The organism is Actinomadura physcomitrii, assembly GCF_008923205.2.
Classification (GTDB): Bacteria; Actinomycetota; Actinomycetes; order Streptosporangiales; family Streptosporangiaceae; genus Spirillospora; species Spirillospora physcomitrii.
Genome location: NZ_WBMS02000036.1, coordinates 1 through 14,685 on the forward strand (window position 1 = coordinate 1; position 14,685 = coordinate 14,685).

Genomic DNA, 14,685 nt, shown 5'->3' on the forward strand with positions numbered 1-14,685 from the left:
ACCCCTCGCACGACCCCACCCCCTCGCACGACCGGGAGAACCACCATGCGCACCACCCCGATCCGCGTCACCGCCGCGGCGGTCGCCGCCGTCACCGCCCTGTCCGTCTCGGCCTGCCGCGACTCGCGCGGCGGCGGGGACGGCGGCGGGAAGGACGGCGGCACCGTCAAGATCATGGTCGGCGGCATCGACAAGGTCATCTACCTGCCCGCCAAGCTGACCGAGCAGCTCGGCTACTTCAAGGAGCAGGGCCTGGACGTCCAGCTGCTCACCGAGCCGGCCGGCGCGCAGGCCGAGAACGTGCTGATCTCCGGGGACGTGCAGGGCGTCGTCGGCTTCTACGACCACACCATCGACCTGCAGACCAAGGGCAAGTGCGTGCAGAGCGTCGTGCAGATGGCCGACGTGCCCGGCGAGGCGGAGATGGTCGCGTCCAAGAAGGCGGCCTCGCTCGCGTCGCCCGCCGCGTTCAAGGGCAAGAAGCTGGGCGTGACCAGCCCGGGCTCGTCCACCGACTTCATCACCCGGGCGCTCGCGGTCCGCAACGGTGTGAAGACCTCGGACTACACCACGGTGAAGGCGGGCGCCGGCCCGGCGTTCATCTCCACGCTCGACAACGGCGGGATCGACGCCGGCATGACCACCGACCCGACGATCGCCAAGCTGGTCTCCACCGGCAAGGCGAAGGTCATGGTGGAGATGCGGACCGAGGACGGCACCCGCAAGGCGCTCGGCGGGCTCTACCCGTCCGGCTCGCTCTACATGGACTGCTCGTACGTGAAGTCGCACACCGAGACGGTGCAGAAGCTCGCGAACGCGTTCGTCAAGACGCTCGGCTGGATCGGGGGGCACAAGCCGGCGGAGATCGCGGCGAAGATGCCGGCCGACTACGCGGGCGGCGACCCGAAGCTGTACGAGCAGGCGATCACCGACTCGATCAGCATGTTCAACGGCGACGGCGTCATGCCCGCCGACGGGGCGAAGAACGTGCTGGAGGTACTGGCCCAGTTCTCGCCCAACGTGCAGGGCAAGAAGGACCAGGTCGACCTGTCGAAGACCTACACGACCCAGTTCGTCACCAAGGCGAAGCAGTCCTGACGGACGGCGCCCCAGGGCGCGACGGACGCGGGCCGGACCTTGCGCGGAGGTCCGGCCCGCTCACGTTCGCGGTGGCGCGTCCCGCGCGGGGACGGCCGCCGTCCCCGCCCGCGGCGCGGGTCGTCAGCGGCCCGCGGCGGAGTAGAAGTCCACGTCGGCGGCCTCGTCGTCGCGGCGGCCGGAACCCCAGCGGCGCGGCGCCCACGACGGCATCAGCAGCGCGAAGCCCATCATCGCGTACATCCCCGAGCCGAGCAGCGTCCGCAGCCCGTCGTCCATGTCGCCCGACGGCGGCACCTTGGACGGCAGGTCCAGGACGCGGCCGGGATCGATGAGGAAGGCGACCGAGAAGCCGAGCAGCGCCAGCGCGGGCACGAGCGAGACGAGCGGCGACGCCCAGCGCGCCACGATGATCACGCCCGTCACGAGGCCGACGGCGGCCAGCAGCGCGAACGCCCCGTAGATGCGCGTGCGGTCGGTGATCTCCTGGCCGGTCCCGTCGAAGGACTGCCCGCCCTGCACGAAACCCCAGGCGGCGCCGTACGCCAGCGCGGGGGTCAGCAGGAGGCCGAGGACGAAGCCGAACGCGTGGCGCACCGCGCATCACATCCCATCGAACGCGCGCCCTTCCGGTACCGGTCCATCAGAACACGCGCACCAGGCGTAGCGCAGTAAATCCGTCCCTATTGCCCCTCGGGTGCGATGACCGGGGGGTTTGCAGCGAACGTTCAGCGGACCTCCAGGAATCGGCCGCGCCACGCCAACCGCTCCGGCGGGCCGGGCGTCCTACGCAACAAGATCAAGTCCGCGGCCGCCGCGAACGCGTTCCGCCTCTGCGGCGAAGAAAGGCGAAGACAGAGCACGACGGCACGCCATCGCTTTCGGGGGAAGCATGATCGGACTGAGGGTGCCCGCCGCCGGCGGGCACGGCCGCACCGCGCCGGACGCGGACCGCACCGGACGCGCCGTGGACGGGGCGGTCGACGCCGCCGTCCTGCTGTTCGCGGTGTGGACGGTCGTCTACCACGCCGGCCTGCTGCTGCGGCCGCCGACCTGGGCGCTGCTCGCGTGCTGGCTCGGCCTGTCCGCCGCGGCCGCCGCCGCGTGGGCGCTGCGCGGGCGGGGGGACGGCCCGGGAGCCGGGCCGCTGTGGCCGGAGCCCGCCGCCGCGCGCTCCCCCGCTCCCCCGCGCGCTCTCGCCCTGGTCGCGGTCGTGGCGGGGATCGTCGCGGGCGCCTGCGCCGGCCTGCAGACGTCCGGCGCCCCGTGGTGGTGCGCCTGGACGTTCGGGCTGGTCTCCGCGGCGGCGTCCGCCGCCTGCCTGCTGCTCCGCCGCCGCTTCTCCGCCGCCGCGCCGCCCGCACCGGACGCCGCACCGGACGCCACAGCCGCGCACGAGCGCTCCACGGACGAGTCCCCCGCGCGCACACTCACCGGGTCCGGTGAGACCTCCGCCCCGGAGGCGCCCGCGAGCCGGCGGGGGACGCCGCTCGCGCTCGCCACCGCCGCCGGCTTCTCGGCCGCGTCCCTGTTCGTCGTCAACTCCGACGGCGACGACGCCTACTTCGTCTCCCGGTCCGTCGCGACGGCCGCGCTCGGCCGCATCCCGTTCAAGGACGCCATCTTCACCTCCGGGACGGCCGGCCCGGTCGCCGGCGAGCCTCCGGTCTCGTCCATCGAGGTGCTCGCCGGGAGCCTCGCGCGGATCGCCGGCGTCCCGGCGGCGTCCTTCGTGTACTACGTGCTGCTGCCGGTCGTCACGTTCATCGCGGTGTGGGCCGCGTGGCGGCTGTCGCGCGCGTGGGCGCCGCGCCGGGCGGCGGCGTGCTTCGCGGTCGCGGCCGTGTACCTGCTGTGGTCCGGGCTCGGCCCCGCGTCGCTCGGCTCGTTCCACCTGCTGCGGATGTGGCAGGGCAAGGCCGTGATGGTGTCGGCGCTCATCCCGCTGCTGTACGTCCGCCTCACGCGCTGGGCCGAGCGCCGGAGGCGGCGCGACCTGGTGATGCTCGCCGCCTGCGGCGTCGCCGCGACCGGGCTGACCTCCTCGGCCGCGTTCGTGCTGCCGCTGGCCGTCGGCGCCGCCGCGGTCCCGCTGATCGCGTCCGGACGGGTCCGGACCGGCCTGGCGGCCTGCGTCGCGCTCACCTACCCGATCGCGGCGGGCGCGGTGGTCACACTGCAGGACCACGACACCACCGTCACGGGATTCGTCGGCGACGCCTCCGACGACTTCCGGTGGGTGCTGCTGTACTCCGCGCCCGGGGTCCTCGCGGGGTGCGCGCTGTGGCTCGCGCCGTGGACGGCGCGGCGCGGCGTCCCCGCGCTCATCGGCGCAGGAGTGGCCGCGGTGATCGCGCTGCTGCTGGTGCCGGGCGTCCTGCGCCTCGCGGCGGACGCGACGGGGGCGGGCCAGGTGTTGTGGCGGACGATGTGGGTGGTGCCCGCGCCCGTCCTGATCGGGCTGCTGGCCACGGTGCGGGTCCCCGTCCCCGCCGGCGGGCGGCGGGCGCCCGGCGTACTCGCCGCCGCTCTGCCGGCCGCCGCCCTGGCGGTCACGATGGTCGTCGGCGGCACGCCGCTCTGGTCGGCGGAGAACGGCTCGTTCGTCGCGTCGCGCCCGTCGTGGAAGCTCCCGCCGGGGCAGGTGGGGACGGCCCGCCGGGTCGTGGACCTGGCCCGTACCGGCGGCGTGGTGGTGATGCCGCAGGGCTACATGCGGGCGGTGCCGCTGCTGACCGCCCGCGTCCACGCGGCCAACCCCAACGGGCACTACCTGCGGAACCTGCCCGTCCCGGCCCGGTTCGCGACCGACCGGCAGGTGCTGACCGCGGCGGTGCGCCGGCCCGGCGGCCGCAAGCCCGCGCTCGTCGAGCTCCGGGGCGCGATCCGCCGCGCCGGGGTCGCCGTCGCCTGCGCCCACCCGCGCGACCTGCGCGGGCTGGCCCTGCTGGAGAAGGCCGGGCTGTCCGCTCGCCGCCGGGTCGGCCGGCTGGTCTGCCTCTTCTCCGGCGAGGGACCCCGCACCCCTTAGGCCTTTTCCCTTTAGGTCTGTTTCGACCGCGTCTGTCCGGGCATCGGCGCTCCATTCGATCCGACGCACGTTGGAGGACAGACAATGTCGACCGCCGTCATGGTCGTCATCGCCCTGATCATCGCCGCCGTCGCCGCGGTCGTGCTCCTCGCCCGGAGGCGGGCGCGGACGCGGCGGCTGCGCGGGCGCTTCGGCCCCGAGTACGACCGGGCCGTCCAGCGGCACGGCGGGCGCGCCGCCGAGGGGAAGGCGTCCACCGAGGAGCTGCGGCAGGCCATGGTGCACAATCGCGCCCTGTTCGAGGACCTGCTGTCGGTTCCCGTCCAGCGCACCGCCCCCGATGACGCCGTTCAGGGCCCCGCTTCCGGGGCCCCCGGGGAAGGAGTCCGGCGCGGCGCGGACGGCGAGGCCGCCCGCGTGCCCGGCCCGCGCGCCGGCGAGCCCGGCGACGGGCGCACCGGCCGCGACGACGAGCGCACCACGAGGAGCTGAGCGCCGATGCAGCACAGGTCACCGGAGCAGGCGGCGTCCCCTGCCGGCGGGGCGGCAGCGGACGAGCGGGCCCGCGCCGCCGGGACCGCGGACCCGGGCGCGGCCGGGGACGTGCACGTCGCCGGTCCTCCGCCGGCGCCGGCGGAGTGCGACCCCGCCGAGGACACCTCGCCCGACCCGGTCCCCGCCGCGGGGCTGGCCGAGGACGAGGTGGCGACCGGCTTCCCGAGTCCCGCCCCCGGCGGGGCCCGGCCCGGCCTGCACCCGACGCCCGCCGGGCTCGGCGGCGTCCCGGAGCGGCTGTTCGACCCGGCGGACGCCGAGCGGTTCCGGCAGCGCTGGCACGAGGTGCAGTCCGGCTTCGTCGACGACCCGGCCGAGTCCGTCCGGGCGGCCGACGCCCTGGCCGCCGAGGCGGTCGAGGCGCTGAGCCGCTCGGCGGGGACGCACCGCCGGGCGCTGTCCGACGAGGCCGCCCGGCACGGAGCCCCGGACACCGAGCGGCTCCGGCTGGCGCTGCGCGGGTACCGCGACCTGCTGGAGCGGATCTTCGCCGCCTGACGGTGACGGGCGGCCCCGGCCGCGGCCCGGATCCGGCGCCGGGGCCGCTCGTCAAGAGGGCGGCTCGGGGTGAATACTGAACGCGATTCGGTTAGCCGCCCCCCGAGCGGAGGAGCAACGTGCCCGAGAACTTCGCGATGACCATCGACGGCGCGGCGGTGGCCGCGCCCGCCGCCTTCGGAGTGATCAACCCCGCGACCGGCGAGGTGGCCGAGCAGGCGCCCGACGCCTCCCGCGAGCAGCTGGACGCGGCGATGGCCGCCGCGCAGGCCGCCTTCCCCGCGTGGCGCCGCGACGAGGCGGCCCGGCGCAAGGCGCTGCTGGCCGCCGCCGACGTGCTCTTCGCCCGGTCCGAGGAGATCGGCCGGATCCTGACCCTGGAGCAGGGCAAGCCGCTCGCCGACGGGACCATGGAGGTCGTCGGCGCCGGGGTGTGGCTCAAGTACTTCGCCGAGCTGGACCTGCCCCGCGAGGTCATCCAGGACGACGACAACGCGGTGGTCGAGGTCGTCCGCCGCCCGATGGGCGTCGTCGCCGCCATCACCCCCTGGAACTACCCGCTGCTGCTGGCGGTCTGGAAGATCGCGCCCGCGCTGCTGGCCGGCAACACGATGGTGCTCAAGCCGTCCCCGTTCACCCCGCTGTCCAGCCTGAAGCTCGGCGAGGTGCTGCGCGACGTCCTGCCGCCGGGCGTGCTCAACGTCGTCACCGGCGGCGACGAGCTGGGCGCCTGGATGACCGCGCACGAGGTCCCGCGCAAGATCAGCTTCACCGGCAGCGTCGCCACCGGCAAGCGGGTCGCCGCGGCCGCCGCACCGGACCTCAAGCGGGTCACGCTGGAGCTCGGCGGCAACGACCCGGCGATCCTGCTGGACGACGCCGACCCGGCGGCCGTCGCGCCGAAGCTGTTCGGCGGCGCGTTCCAGAACAACGGCCAGGTCTGCTCGGCGATCAAGCGCGTGTACGTGCCGGAGGCGCTGTACGGCGACGTGGTCGACGCGCTCGCCGAGCAGGCGAAGGCCGCGAAGGTCGGCAACGGCATGGACGAGGGCGTCCAGTACGGGCCGATCAACAACAGGCCGCAGTACGAGCGGGTCGGCGAGCTGGTCGCCGAGGCGCTGGCCGGCGGCGCCCGCGCGGCGGCCGGCGGCAAGCCGATCGACGGCCCCGGATACTTCTTCGAGCCGACGATCCTCGCCGACATCGCCGACGGCGCCCGCATCGTGGACGAGGAGCAGTTCGGGCCCGCGCTGCCGGTCATCAAGTACACCGACCTGGACGAGGCGCTCGCCCGCGCCAACGGCACCCACTTCGGGCTGTCGGGCTCGGTGTGGAGCGCGGACGCCGACCGCGCCGCGGAGGTCGCCGCGGAGCTGGAATGCGGCACCGCCTGGGTCAACACCCACCTCGCGCTCGCGCCGCACCAGCCGTTCGGCGGCTTCAAGTGGAGCGGCGTCGGCGTCGAGAACGGCCCGTGGGGCCTGTACGGCTTCACCGAGATGCAGGTGATCCACCGCTCGAAGCGCTGAGCGGCCCGCGCGAGGGGGCCCGGGGCCCCCTCGCGCGGCGCCCCGCCACGCCGGTCGACATGTGCGGAAAGTCACGACTTCGAGTCCGGAAAGTGACATCACCACTACTGGCGGTCCGCTGCCGCGATGGCACACTCTCTGAGCAGGGGACGCCGGGACCGCACCGCCGACCGTGGAGGAGCCGGATGCAGACGTGGGACGTCATCCGCCAGGACGATCTCGGCAACACGTTCCAGGTGGCCGCGCACGACTCCCGGGTCTCGGCCCTCGCGCAGGTCCTGGCCCTGGAGAGCGGCGTCCCGCACAAGCAGACGTACTGGGTGGAGGGGCCGCCCGGCCCGTCCGTCCGGACCAACCGCGACCTCTACCTGATCTTCCTGCACCTCGGCCAGGAGGCCCGCGCCGCCTCGTGGTCGCTGTCGGCGTTCCTGCGCGCGCTGTGGAAGGTGTCGGCTCCGCTGCGCGGCAACGAGCGCCTCGAGCCCGACGACGTCGCGGCGATGTTCGCCGCCGCGTCCACCACGCCGCCCGCCGACTTCGACCCGGCGTGGAGCACCAAGGACCTGTCCCTGCCCGGTGACGAGCCGGGCGGGTACGCCGACTGGGAGCGGGTCGTGCTGTCCCAGGTCGCCGACCTGGAGGACTTCCTCGCCGCCCCGCCGGGGCCGCAGGCGCGCTTCGGCGTCGACGCGCCGCGCCCGCCCGGCTCGGGGGCGCGCGCCACCCCGGCCCGCTGGTACAACTTCGACCCGGCGACGTACCTGGAGTGCGCGGTCGCCGGGAGCCTCGGCGGCTGGGACGCGTCCGACGGCGCGCGGGTGCCCGTGCCGGCCGGGCCCGGGGAGCCGCCCGCCCGCTCCTACGTCCGCGAGATCACCACGATGACCTGGGGCGACCTGGCCCGGATCGCGGTGTGCGGGCAGATGTACGAGTGAGCCCGCCCACCGTGGTCCGGGCCGGGCCGCCCGAGGAGAACGCGGCGGCGGCGTTGTGTCGGCGGCGGGTGGTAGTACTGGGGGCATGGTCGACAGGCCGGTCGAGATCCGCGACCGGGGAGGCTGGCTTGAGGCGCGCGGCCGCCCGCACCCCGCGCTGCGCCCCTTCCTGCGCGTCTACCAGGGGTACTGGGAGCCGGTGGCGGTCCCGTCCCGGATGCGCACGCTCCCGACCCGCACCGCCGTCGTCATCGTCAACCTCGGCCCGCCGATGCGGCTGGCGACGCCGTCCGACACCGGCACCGAGTACGGGTCGTTCGTCGCGGGCATGCACGACGGCCACGGCGAGTACACGACCCCGGGCGGGCAGCACGGCGTCCAGCTCGACGTCACCCCGCTCGGCGCGTACACGCTGCTCGGCGTGCCGATGGCCCGGCTCACCAACGCGGCCGTCGAGCTGCCGGACCTGCTCGGCCCGGGCGCCGCGGCGCTCGTCGAGCGGCTCGCGGCGACGCCGTGCTGGGCGGCCCGGTTCGACCTGCTGGACGCGTTCCTGCTGCGCCGGCTGGAGATCGGCCCCGTGCCCGACCCAGAGGTCGCGCGGGCGTGGCGGCTGCTGGACGGCACCGGCGGCGCGGTCGGGGTCGCGCGGCTCGCCGCGGACGTGGGGTGGAGCCGGCGGCACCTCACCCAGCGGTTCACCGAGCAGGCGGGGCTGCCGCCGAAGGTGATGGGGCGGGTCCTGCGGTTCCGGCGCGCGGTGGGGCTGCTGTCGCGCGGCGGCGTCGGCCTCGCGGAGACCGCCGCGGTCTGCGGCTACTACGACCAGGCCCACCTGAACCGGGAGTTCCGCGCGCTGGCGGGGTGCACGCCGTCGCAGCTGCTCGGCGGCATGCTCGAGCAGCAGCGCCTCACCACCGCCGCCGAGCCGGCCCGGACGGCGCCCTGACGCCGCGGGCCCGCCCCGGCGCCGGGGCCTAGACTAGCCCCGGCTCACTCCCCCGCCGAGGTTCATCACGATCACGCCCACGACGATGATCACCGCGCCGGCGATCGTCAGCGGCCGGACCTGCTCGCCGAACAGCACGACGCCGCCGGCGAACGCCCCGATGGTGCCGAGCGCGGACCAGATCGCGTAGACGGGCCCGACGTTCAGCGACGTCAGCGCCTTCGCCATGAACGCGAACGAGATCAGGTAGCCGGCGACCACCAGGACGGACGGCCCGAGCCTGCTCATCCCCTCCGACGCGCGCATCGCCAACGTGGCGGTGACCTCGGAGGCGATCGCGAAGGCCAGCAGGACGTACGGCATCGCAGGAGTCTAACCGGGTCATCCCGGGCACGGCCCGGTGAGCCCGCCGCCCCGCGCGGCGCGGCGGGCTCACCGGCCCTGCGCGGCGATCTCCTCGAACACCTTCATGTCGGCGTCCCACGGGGTACCGGGGCGCGGCCAGTGCAGGGCGATCTCGGTGATGCCGAGATCGGCGTAGCGGCCGGCGAGGTCGGCGAACGCCTCGGCCGACGCCAGCCACGGCTCGCCGTTGAACCCGGTCAGCAGGATCCGTTCGGCGGGTGCGCCGCCCTCCGCCTCGCACGCGTCACCGAGCCTGGCCAGCCGCTCGCGGACGGTGCCGAACGGCTCGGCGCCGTCCCCGTGCGCGCTGGTCACCCAGCCGGAGCCGTACCGCGCCGCGAGCCGCATGCCGCGCGGCCCGTCGCCGGCGATCACGAACGGGACGCGGGGCCGCTGGACGCAGCCGGGGCCCGACAGCACGTCCCGCGCGGTGTAGAACGCGCCCTCGGCGGTGGTCTCCGGGTCGCGCAGCACCCGGTCGAGCAGGCCGACCCATTCGGCGAACCGGTCCGCGCGCTCGCGCGGCGTCCAGTCCGCGCCGCCGAGGACGCCCGCGTCGGACCGCCGGCTCGTCCCGCCGGCGCCGATCCCGACGGTGAGCCGGCCGCCGCTGACATGGTCGATCGTCCTGATCGCGTGCGCCGCCGGCACCGGGTGCCGGAAGTTCGGCGAGGTGACCAGCGTGCCGAGCCGGATCCGCGAGGTGACGGCCGCCGCGGCGGCCATCGTGGTGTACGCGTCGTACCAGGGCGTCGTCCCGCGCCAGGCCAGATGGTCGTAGACCCAGGCGTGGTGGAACCCCAGCTCCTCGGCGCGCCGCCACAGCTCGCCCGCCTCCGGCCAGGACTGCATCGGCCACATCACCGTGCTGATCCGCGGTGCGCTCACTGCTCCCCCGTCCCTCTCCCGGACGCCCCGCCCGGGGCGCCGCCTCCCATCCCATCACCCGGCACCGACGGCCGGTCACCCGCCCGGCGCGGCGAGCCAGTGGCGCAGCGCCCACCACCAGTGCGCCGTCCGCTCCACCGCCGTCCCGCCGGACGGGTCGAGCAGCGCACCGCCGGTCAGCTCCTGGAACCGCCGCACCCGGTACTTCACCGTGTTGCCGTGGACGTGCAGGGCGGCGGCGGTCGGCTCGATCCGGCCGCCGTGGCCGAGGTAGGCGAGCGCGGTCGCGGCGAGCTCCCGGTGGAACGGGTCGTCGCGGTCGAGGCCGCCGAGCAGCCCGCTCGCGAGCAGCCCGCCGAGGTCGGGCTCGGCCTCGGTGACGGTGAGCAGCGCGAGGCCGGCCAGCTCCCGCAGCCCGGCGAGGCCCGCCGCGGCGCCGGCGCGCAGGGCGCGGCGTCCCAGGTCGTAGAGCGGCGCGACGGCCCCGGGCCGCGCGGGCGGCGCCGCGACGAGCAGCGGCCCGGTCCGGACGGGGGCCGGCAGCCGCGCCACGAGCGCGGCGAGCCGCCCGTCCACCAGCCCGCACAGGGCGGGGCCCGCGGCGGCCAGGCGCGCCTCCAGCCCGGCGGCCACCGCCGGGTCGCTGACGTCCGACACGACGCAGTGGTACTCGGCGTCCGGGTCGAGCGGGGCGAGGACGGGGACGGACTCGCCGTGCAGCAGCTGCCGCAGCATCTGGACGCGGCCCTCCCGCGTCGTGCGCGCCATCTCCAGCTCGGCGACCCGGTGCGCGTGCACCATCCGGTGGACGAGCGCGGTGTTGATCTCGTCGATGCGGCTGACGCCGTCCAGCAGCAGCGCGTCCGGCACCCCGCGGCGGCGGCCGTCCGCGATGAGCGTGCGGACGAGGTGCGCCCGGCCCGCCTGGAACCCGTCCAGGAACGCCGCGACCGGCACGCCCTGCCGGGCCCGGTCCGAGCCGAGCCGTTCGGCGGCGGCGAGCAGCTCCTCGCCGGGGACGCCGTCCGCCAGCGCGGCGAGCACGCCCCGCAGCAGCGCCCGGGTGTGCCGGCGCGTCTCCTCCTCGGGCAGCGCCGCCACCATCTCCGACCGGCCGCGCGCGGCGCGGACCGCGCCCTCCAGCAGCTCCGGGTCGTCGCCGTGCTCGCTCACCAGCCGCAGGAACCGGCCGCCCTCGCTGGACTCCATGCCGCCATTGTCCCCCGCCGTTGTCCTCATCGGACAACGAGCCGGGCCGGGCTTGGGCCGCCTCCCCTAGCGGGCCGCCCGCCGCCCGGTGTTCGCTTGCGGTAGTGCCCGGCGGTGTCCCGCCCAGAGCCCGAGGAGTTCGCCGATGTCCGACGACGAGCAGTTCCTGGAGAAGCTGCCCACCGACCTGATCTTCCGGCTGCCGCCGACCTTCGACAACGTGGAGGACGAGCGCCGGCACCGCAAGGAGCGGCTCGCCGCCGCGCTGCGGATCTTCGGCAAGTTCGGCTTCGAGGAGGGCGTCGCCGGGCACATCACCGCCCGCGACCCCGAGCGCACCGACCACTTCTGGGTCAACCCGTTCGGGATGTCGTTCAAGCACATCAAGGTCAGCGACCTCATCCTGGTCAACCACCAGGGCCAGGTCGTCGAGGGCCGCTACCCGGTGAACGAGGCCGCGTTCGCGATCCACTCCCAGGTGCACCAGGCCCGTCCGGACGTGGTCGCCGCCGCGCACAGCCACTCCACGCACGGCCGGGCGATCTCCGCGCTCGGCCAGAAGCTGGAGCCGATCACGCAGGACGTGTGCGCCTTCTACCAGGACCACGGCCTGTTCGACGACTACACCGGCGTGGTCACCGACCTGGAGGAGGGCAAGCGCATCGCCGCCGCCCTCGGCGAGTACAAGGCCGTCATCCTGCGCAACCACGGCCTGCTCACCGTCGGCGACACCGTCGACGCCGCCGCCTGGTGGTTCATCACGATGGAGCGCTCGTGCCAGGTGCAGCTGCTGGCGAAGGCCGCCGGCCAGGTCGTGCCGATCGAGCACGACAACGCGGTCCTCACCCACGAGCAGATCGGCAACGACCTCGTCGGCTGGATCAACTACCAGCCGCTCTACGACCAGATCAGCCGCGAGCAGCCCGACCTGTTCGACTGACCCCGGCTCGGCGGCCCCGGCGCACCCCCCGTTCGCGCCGGGGCCGCGGCATGCCCGGGGCCCCGCGCCCGCCGGAGGCTCAGCGGGCCCTCGGGTCGTGGTACGCCAGGAGCACGCGCGCCATGCGTCCGAACTCGGCGCGGTCCGCGGCCGACAGCGGGGCCAGCAGGTCGGCGTCCAGCTCGGCGGCGCGGCGGCCGATCGCGTCCAGCTCCGCGCGGCCCGCTTCGGTCGGCTCGACCACGTACCGGCGCCGGTCGGACGGGTCGCGTTCGCGCCGGACGAACCCGGCCGCCTCCAGCCGGCCGACCACCTCCACCAGGTCGCTCGGATCGATCCGCAGCCGCGTGCCCAGCTCCCGCTGCGAGGCCGGGGACGCGTCGTCCAGCGCGGACAGCACGGCGAAGTGCCACAGGCCGAGCCCGTGCTCGTCCATCAGCCGCCCCATCCGGACGCGGCCGGCCCGCCCGACCTGCGCCAGCACGAACGTGGTGATGCCGAGCAGGCGGGGCGGCAGCGGGCCCGCGGTGTCGTCCATGGCCCTATTGTAGGGTTACACCCATCATTGGTGCACACCCACGAATTGGAGGCGGCATGGACGCGCTCTACCCGCGCCTGCTGGTGGACGACTTCGACGCCTGCGCCCGGTTCTACGCCGCGGCGCTCGACGAGCTGCTCGGCATCCGGCCGGTCAAGATGCTCCCCGACGCGCAGTACGCCAACTGGGACCTCGAAGGCGAGTGCGTCCTGGTCGTGATGGGACGCGCCCGCATGGCCGAGACGGTGGGCACCGCCGGCCTGCCCGCGCCGTCCGGGCAGGACGGCTCGATGCTGGTGTTCCGGGTCGGCGACGTCGGCAAGGCCGCCGCCGCGCTGGCCGCGCTCGGCGCCGTCATGGTCGCCGAGCCGGCGGACCGCCCCGAATGGGGGCCCGGGCTGCGGACCGCGCACCTGCGCGACCCCGGCGGCAACCTGCTGGAACTCCAGTCGTACTGACCCCGCCCCCGAGGGGGATCAGCGCGGGAGCGGGTGCCGGCGCGGGCGTCGCGGGACGGGCGCCCGGCCCGGCGGGGGGAGGTTCCGCCGGGCCGAGCCCGGTGTGAGCCCGTGCCCCAAAGGACATCACGCACCCGGAGACGGGCGCTTGTCCCCCATCGACGAAAAGGAACGCGCCAACCCGCCGGGAAATGACAGGACCGGCGCTCTCAGTCCCCGTCGCGGGTCGCCTCGGCCAGCGGCAGCAGCACCTGGAAGCGGGTGTCGCCCGGCAGCGACTCCACCTTGATGTCGCCGCCGTGCCGGTCCGCGACGATCCGCCAGGAGATGTCGAGGCCGAGGCCCGTCCCCTGCCCCACCGGCTTCGTGGTGAAGAACGGCGTGAAGATCCGGTCGATGTTCTCCTCGGGGATGCCGCAGCCGGTGTCGGCGATCTCCACCATCGCCTGGTCGTTCACCCGGGCCGTCCGGATGGTGAGCGTGCCCTGGCCGTCCATCGCGTACAGCGCGTTCACGATCAGGTTCGTCCATACCTGGTTCAGCTCCGCCGCGTACACCGGGACGGGCGGCAGCGACTCGTCGTAGACGGTCTTGACCGCCACGCCCGGCCCGAACTTGCGCTTGAGCATCGTCAGCGTGCTGTCCAGCAGCTCACGCAGGTCGACCCGCTGGTAGGCGGCCCGGTCCAGCTGCGAGTACTGGCGGGCGGAGTCCAGCAGCGCCGTGATCCGGTCCATCGCCTCGGAGATCTCCGCCTGCAGCTGCCCGACCTCCATCACCTCGGCGAGCCACCGGATCGCCGACGGCAGGTGCTCCCCGGCCGCCTGCGCGACCTCCTCGGCCTGCTCCACGCCGATCCCGGCGGAGACCAGGCCGGGCGCGAGGTCCCAGGCGTCCGCGACGCCGTGCTCGTCCAGCCAGTCGCCCAGCTCGTCCTCGGCGTCGCTGACCTCGAGCGGGCTGCGCCGCCCGCTCGGCGCCGCGGGCAGCGTGGGCCGCAGCGCCACCAGCGCCGCCAGCCGCGTGCAGTCGGCGCCCTGCGCGGCGAGGTCGGCCAGCGTCTTCTGCGCCGCGACCAGCCGGTCGCCGAGCTCGGCGCTGGCCCGGGCCGCCGCGGCGGCCGGGTTGTTCAGCTCGTGGGTGAGGCCCGCGGTGATCGTGCCGAGCGCGGTGAGCCGCTCGCGCTGGTCGACGGCCCGCCGCAGGTTCGTCATCCCGAAGAAGATCCCGGCCAGCAGGTGCGTCGCCATCGGGAACCACTTGCGGACGGCCTTGCTGAACTTGCGGGCCGGCAGCACGAACACCCGCGACGGCCGCGTCGCCCTCAGCGTGTGCTGGTACTTCTGCTCGATCTGGTCGTCCAGGTACGCCTGGACGGCCCCGCCGTAGGTGCCGGGGCGCGACGTCCGGCTGGTCTCGACCGAGTGGTCGCGGACCTGCTGGCTCATCACCATCTCGCCGTCGAGCAGCACGTACAGGAACTCGGCGGGATCGCCCTGCGCGCAGATCACGCCGTCGGCCGGCACCTCGGCGACGGTGCCGCACGCCGACAGCCATTCCAGCTTCTGGTCGTCGAGGTCCTCGAAGAGGAACAGCGACCGCAGCTCCTCCGGCGACGCGGTAGTGCTCATTCGTGCCTCCTTCGAGGGGGG

General features: G+C 75.0%; 15 protein-coding genes. 9 read left to right on the top strand and 6 right to left on the bottom strand.

What is annotated here, in order from left to right:
- Window positions 1-45: 45 nt before the first annotated feature.
- Entirely contained in the window at window positions 46-1,098 is a 1,053-nt protein-coding gene (locus F8568_RS33960) for an ABC transporter substrate-binding protein (protein ID WP_151597794.1), read from the top strand.
- Window positions 1,099-1,221: 123 nt separating this feature from the next.
- Here the strand turns inward: F8568_RS33960 and F8568_RS33965 are convergent, their stop codons facing one another.
- The gene (locus F8568_RS33965; RefSeq protein ID WP_151597795.1) at window positions 1,222-1,695 is read right to left on the bottom strand and encodes a hypothetical protein; all 474 of its coding nucleotides are present in this window, start codon (window positions 1,693-1,695) and stop codon (window positions 1,222-1,224) included.
- Window positions 1,696-1,990: 295 nt separating this feature from the next.
- Here F8568_RS33965 and F8568_RS33970 point away from each other — a divergent pair, with 295 nt between their 5' ends.
- The 6 genes from F8568_RS33970 to F8568_RS33995 all read left to right on the top strand — a co-directional run bounded on the left by F8568_RS33970 (window position 1,991) and on the right by F8568_RS33995 (window position 8,595).
- Window positions 1,991-4,129 carry a DUF6077 domain-containing protein gene (locus F8568_RS33970; protein ID WP_151597796.1) on the top strand — a complete coding sequence of 713 codons (2,139 nt, stop codon included), beginning with the start codon at window positions 1,991-1,993 and terminating at the stop codon, window positions 4,127-4,129.
- A gap of 84 nt (window positions 4,130-4,213) precedes the next feature.
- Complete coding sequence (locus tag F8568_RS33975; RefSeq protein WP_151597797.1) at window positions 4,214-4,621, top strand: hypothetical protein; 408 nt, start codon at window positions 4,214-4,216, stop codon at window positions 4,619-4,621.
- Window positions 4,622-4,627: 6 nt separating this feature from the next.
- A complete protein-coding gene (locus tag F8568_RS33980) occupies window positions 4,628-5,182 on the top strand; it encodes a hypothetical protein (protein ID WP_151597798.1) in 555 nt (184 codons plus the stop codon).
- A gap of 119 nt (window positions 5,183-5,301) precedes the next feature.
- Window positions 5,302-6,711: an aldehyde dehydrogenase family protein gene (locus F8568_RS33985; protein WP_328601150.1), complete on the top strand. Its 1,410-nt coding sequence runs from the start codon at window positions 5,302-5,304 to the stop codon at window positions 6,709-6,711.
- 185 nt (window positions 6,712-6,896) lie between these two features.
- Window positions 6,897-7,646: a hypothetical protein gene (locus tag F8568_RS33990; protein WP_151597799.1), complete on the top strand. Its 750-nt coding sequence runs from the start codon at window positions 6,897-6,899 to the stop codon at window positions 7,644-7,646.
- 85 nt (window positions 7,647-7,731) lie between these two features.
- Window positions 7,732-8,595 carry a helix-turn-helix domain-containing protein gene (locus F8568_RS33995; RefSeq protein WP_151597800.1) on the top strand — a complete coding sequence of 288 codons (864 nt, stop codon included), beginning with the start codon at window positions 7,732-7,734 and terminating at the stop codon, window positions 8,593-8,595.
- A 33-nt stretch (window positions 8,596-8,628) separates the two neighbouring features.
- On the opposite strand, the gene F8568_RS34000 is transcribed toward F8568_RS33995, so the two are convergent.
- The 3 genes from F8568_RS34000 to F8568_RS34010 form a co-directional block, all read right to left on the bottom strand.
- Window positions 8,629-8,958 (bottom strand): DMT family transporter, encoded by a 330-nt coding sequence (locus F8568_RS34000; RefSeq protein WP_151597801.1) that lies wholly within the window; start codon window positions 8,956-8,958, stop codon window positions 8,629-8,631.
- 69 nt (window positions 8,959-9,027) lie between these two features.
- Window positions 9,028-9,888: an LLM class flavin-dependent oxidoreductase gene (locus F8568_RS34005; protein ID WP_328601151.1), complete on the bottom strand. Its 861-nt coding sequence runs from the start codon at window positions 9,886-9,888 to the stop codon at window positions 9,028-9,030.
- A 75-nt stretch (window positions 9,889-9,963) separates the two neighbouring features.
- Window positions 9,964-11,097 (bottom strand): helix-turn-helix domain-containing protein, encoded by a 1,134-nt coding sequence (locus F8568_RS34010; protein ID WP_151597802.1) that lies wholly within the window; start codon window positions 11,095-11,097, stop codon window positions 9,964-9,966.
- 145 nt (window positions 11,098-11,242) lie between these two features.
- Here F8568_RS34010 and F8568_RS34015 point away from each other — a divergent pair, with 145 nt between their 5' ends.
- Entirely contained in the window at window positions 11,243-12,037 is a 795-nt protein-coding gene (locus tag F8568_RS34015) for a class II aldolase/adducin family protein (protein WP_202125682.1), read from the top strand.
- 79 nt (window positions 12,038-12,116) lie between these two features.
- On the opposite strand, the gene F8568_RS34020 is transcribed toward F8568_RS34015, so the two are convergent.
- Window positions 12,117-12,575 (bottom strand): MarR family winged helix-turn-helix transcriptional regulator, encoded by a 459-nt coding sequence (locus tag F8568_RS34020; protein ID WP_151597803.1) that lies wholly within the window; start codon window positions 12,573-12,575, stop codon window positions 12,117-12,119.
- Window positions 12,576-12,631: 56 nt separating this feature from the next.
- On the opposite strand from F8568_RS34020, the gene F8568_RS34025 reads away from it, so the two are divergent.
- Complete coding sequence (locus F8568_RS34025) at window positions 12,632-13,033, top strand: VOC family protein (protein WP_151597804.1); 402 nt, start codon at window positions 12,632-12,634, stop codon at window positions 13,031-13,033.
- 209 nt (window positions 13,034-13,242) lie between these two features.
- Here the strand turns inward: F8568_RS34025 and F8568_RS34030 are convergent, their stop codons facing one another.
- Window positions 13,243-14,664, bottom strand: a complete 1,422-nt coding sequence (locus tag F8568_RS34030) for an ATP-binding protein (protein WP_151597806.1) — start codon at window positions 14,662-14,664, stop codon at window positions 13,243-13,245.
- Window positions 14,665-14,685 lie beyond the last annotated feature (21 nt).

Excerpts from the sequence above, each read along its gene's own strand:
- F8568_RS33960 (WP_151597794.1), top strand. The coding sequence starts at position 46 with ATGCGCACCACCCCGATCCGCGTCACCGCCGCGGCGGTCGCCGCCGTC.
- F8568_RS33990 (WP_151597799.1), top strand. The coding sequence starts at position 6,897 with ATGCAGACGTGGGACGTCATCCGCCAGGACGATCTCGGCAACACGTTC.
- F8568_RS33995 (WP_151597800.1), top strand. The coding sequence starts at position 7,732 with ATGGTCGACAGGCCGGTCGAGATCCGCGACCGGGGAGGCTGGCTTGAG.
- F8568_RS34015 (WP_202125682.1), top strand. The coding sequence starts at position 11,243 with ATGTCCGACGACGAGCAGTTCCTGGAGAAGCTGCCCACCGACCTGATC.
- F8568_RS33980 (WP_151597798.1), top strand. The coding sequence starts at position 4,628 with ATGCAGCACAGGTCACCGGAGCAGGCGGCGTCCCCTGCCGGCGGGGCG.
- F8568_RS34030 (WP_151597806.1), bottom strand. The coding sequence starts at position 14,664 with ATGAGCACTACCGCGTCGCCGGAGGAGCTGCGGTCGCTGTTCCTCTTC.
- F8568_RS33970 (WP_151597796.1), top strand. The coding sequence starts at position 1,991 with ATGATCGGACTGAGGGTGCCCGCCGCCGGCGGGCACGGCCGCACCGCG.
- F8568_RS34020 (WP_151597803.1), bottom strand. The coding sequence starts at position 12,575 with ATGGACGACACCGCGGGCCCGCTGCCGCCCCGCCTGCTCGGCATCACC.
- F8568_RS33975 (WP_151597797.1), top strand. The coding sequence starts at position 4,214 with ATGTCGACCGCCGTCATGGTCGTCATCGCCCTGATCATCGCCGCCGTC.
- F8568_RS34010 (WP_151597802.1), bottom strand. The coding sequence starts at position 11,097 with ATGGAGTCCAGCGAGGGCGGCCGGTTCCTGCGGCTGGTGAGCGAGCAC.
- F8568_RS34025 (WP_151597804.1), top strand. The coding sequence starts at position 12,632 with ATGGACGCGCTCTACCCGCGCCTGCTGGTGGACGACTTCGACGCCTGC.
- F8568_RS34000 (WP_151597801.1), bottom strand. The coding sequence starts at position 8,958 with ATGCCGTACGTCCTGCTGGCCTTCGCGATCGCCTCCGAGGTCACCGCC.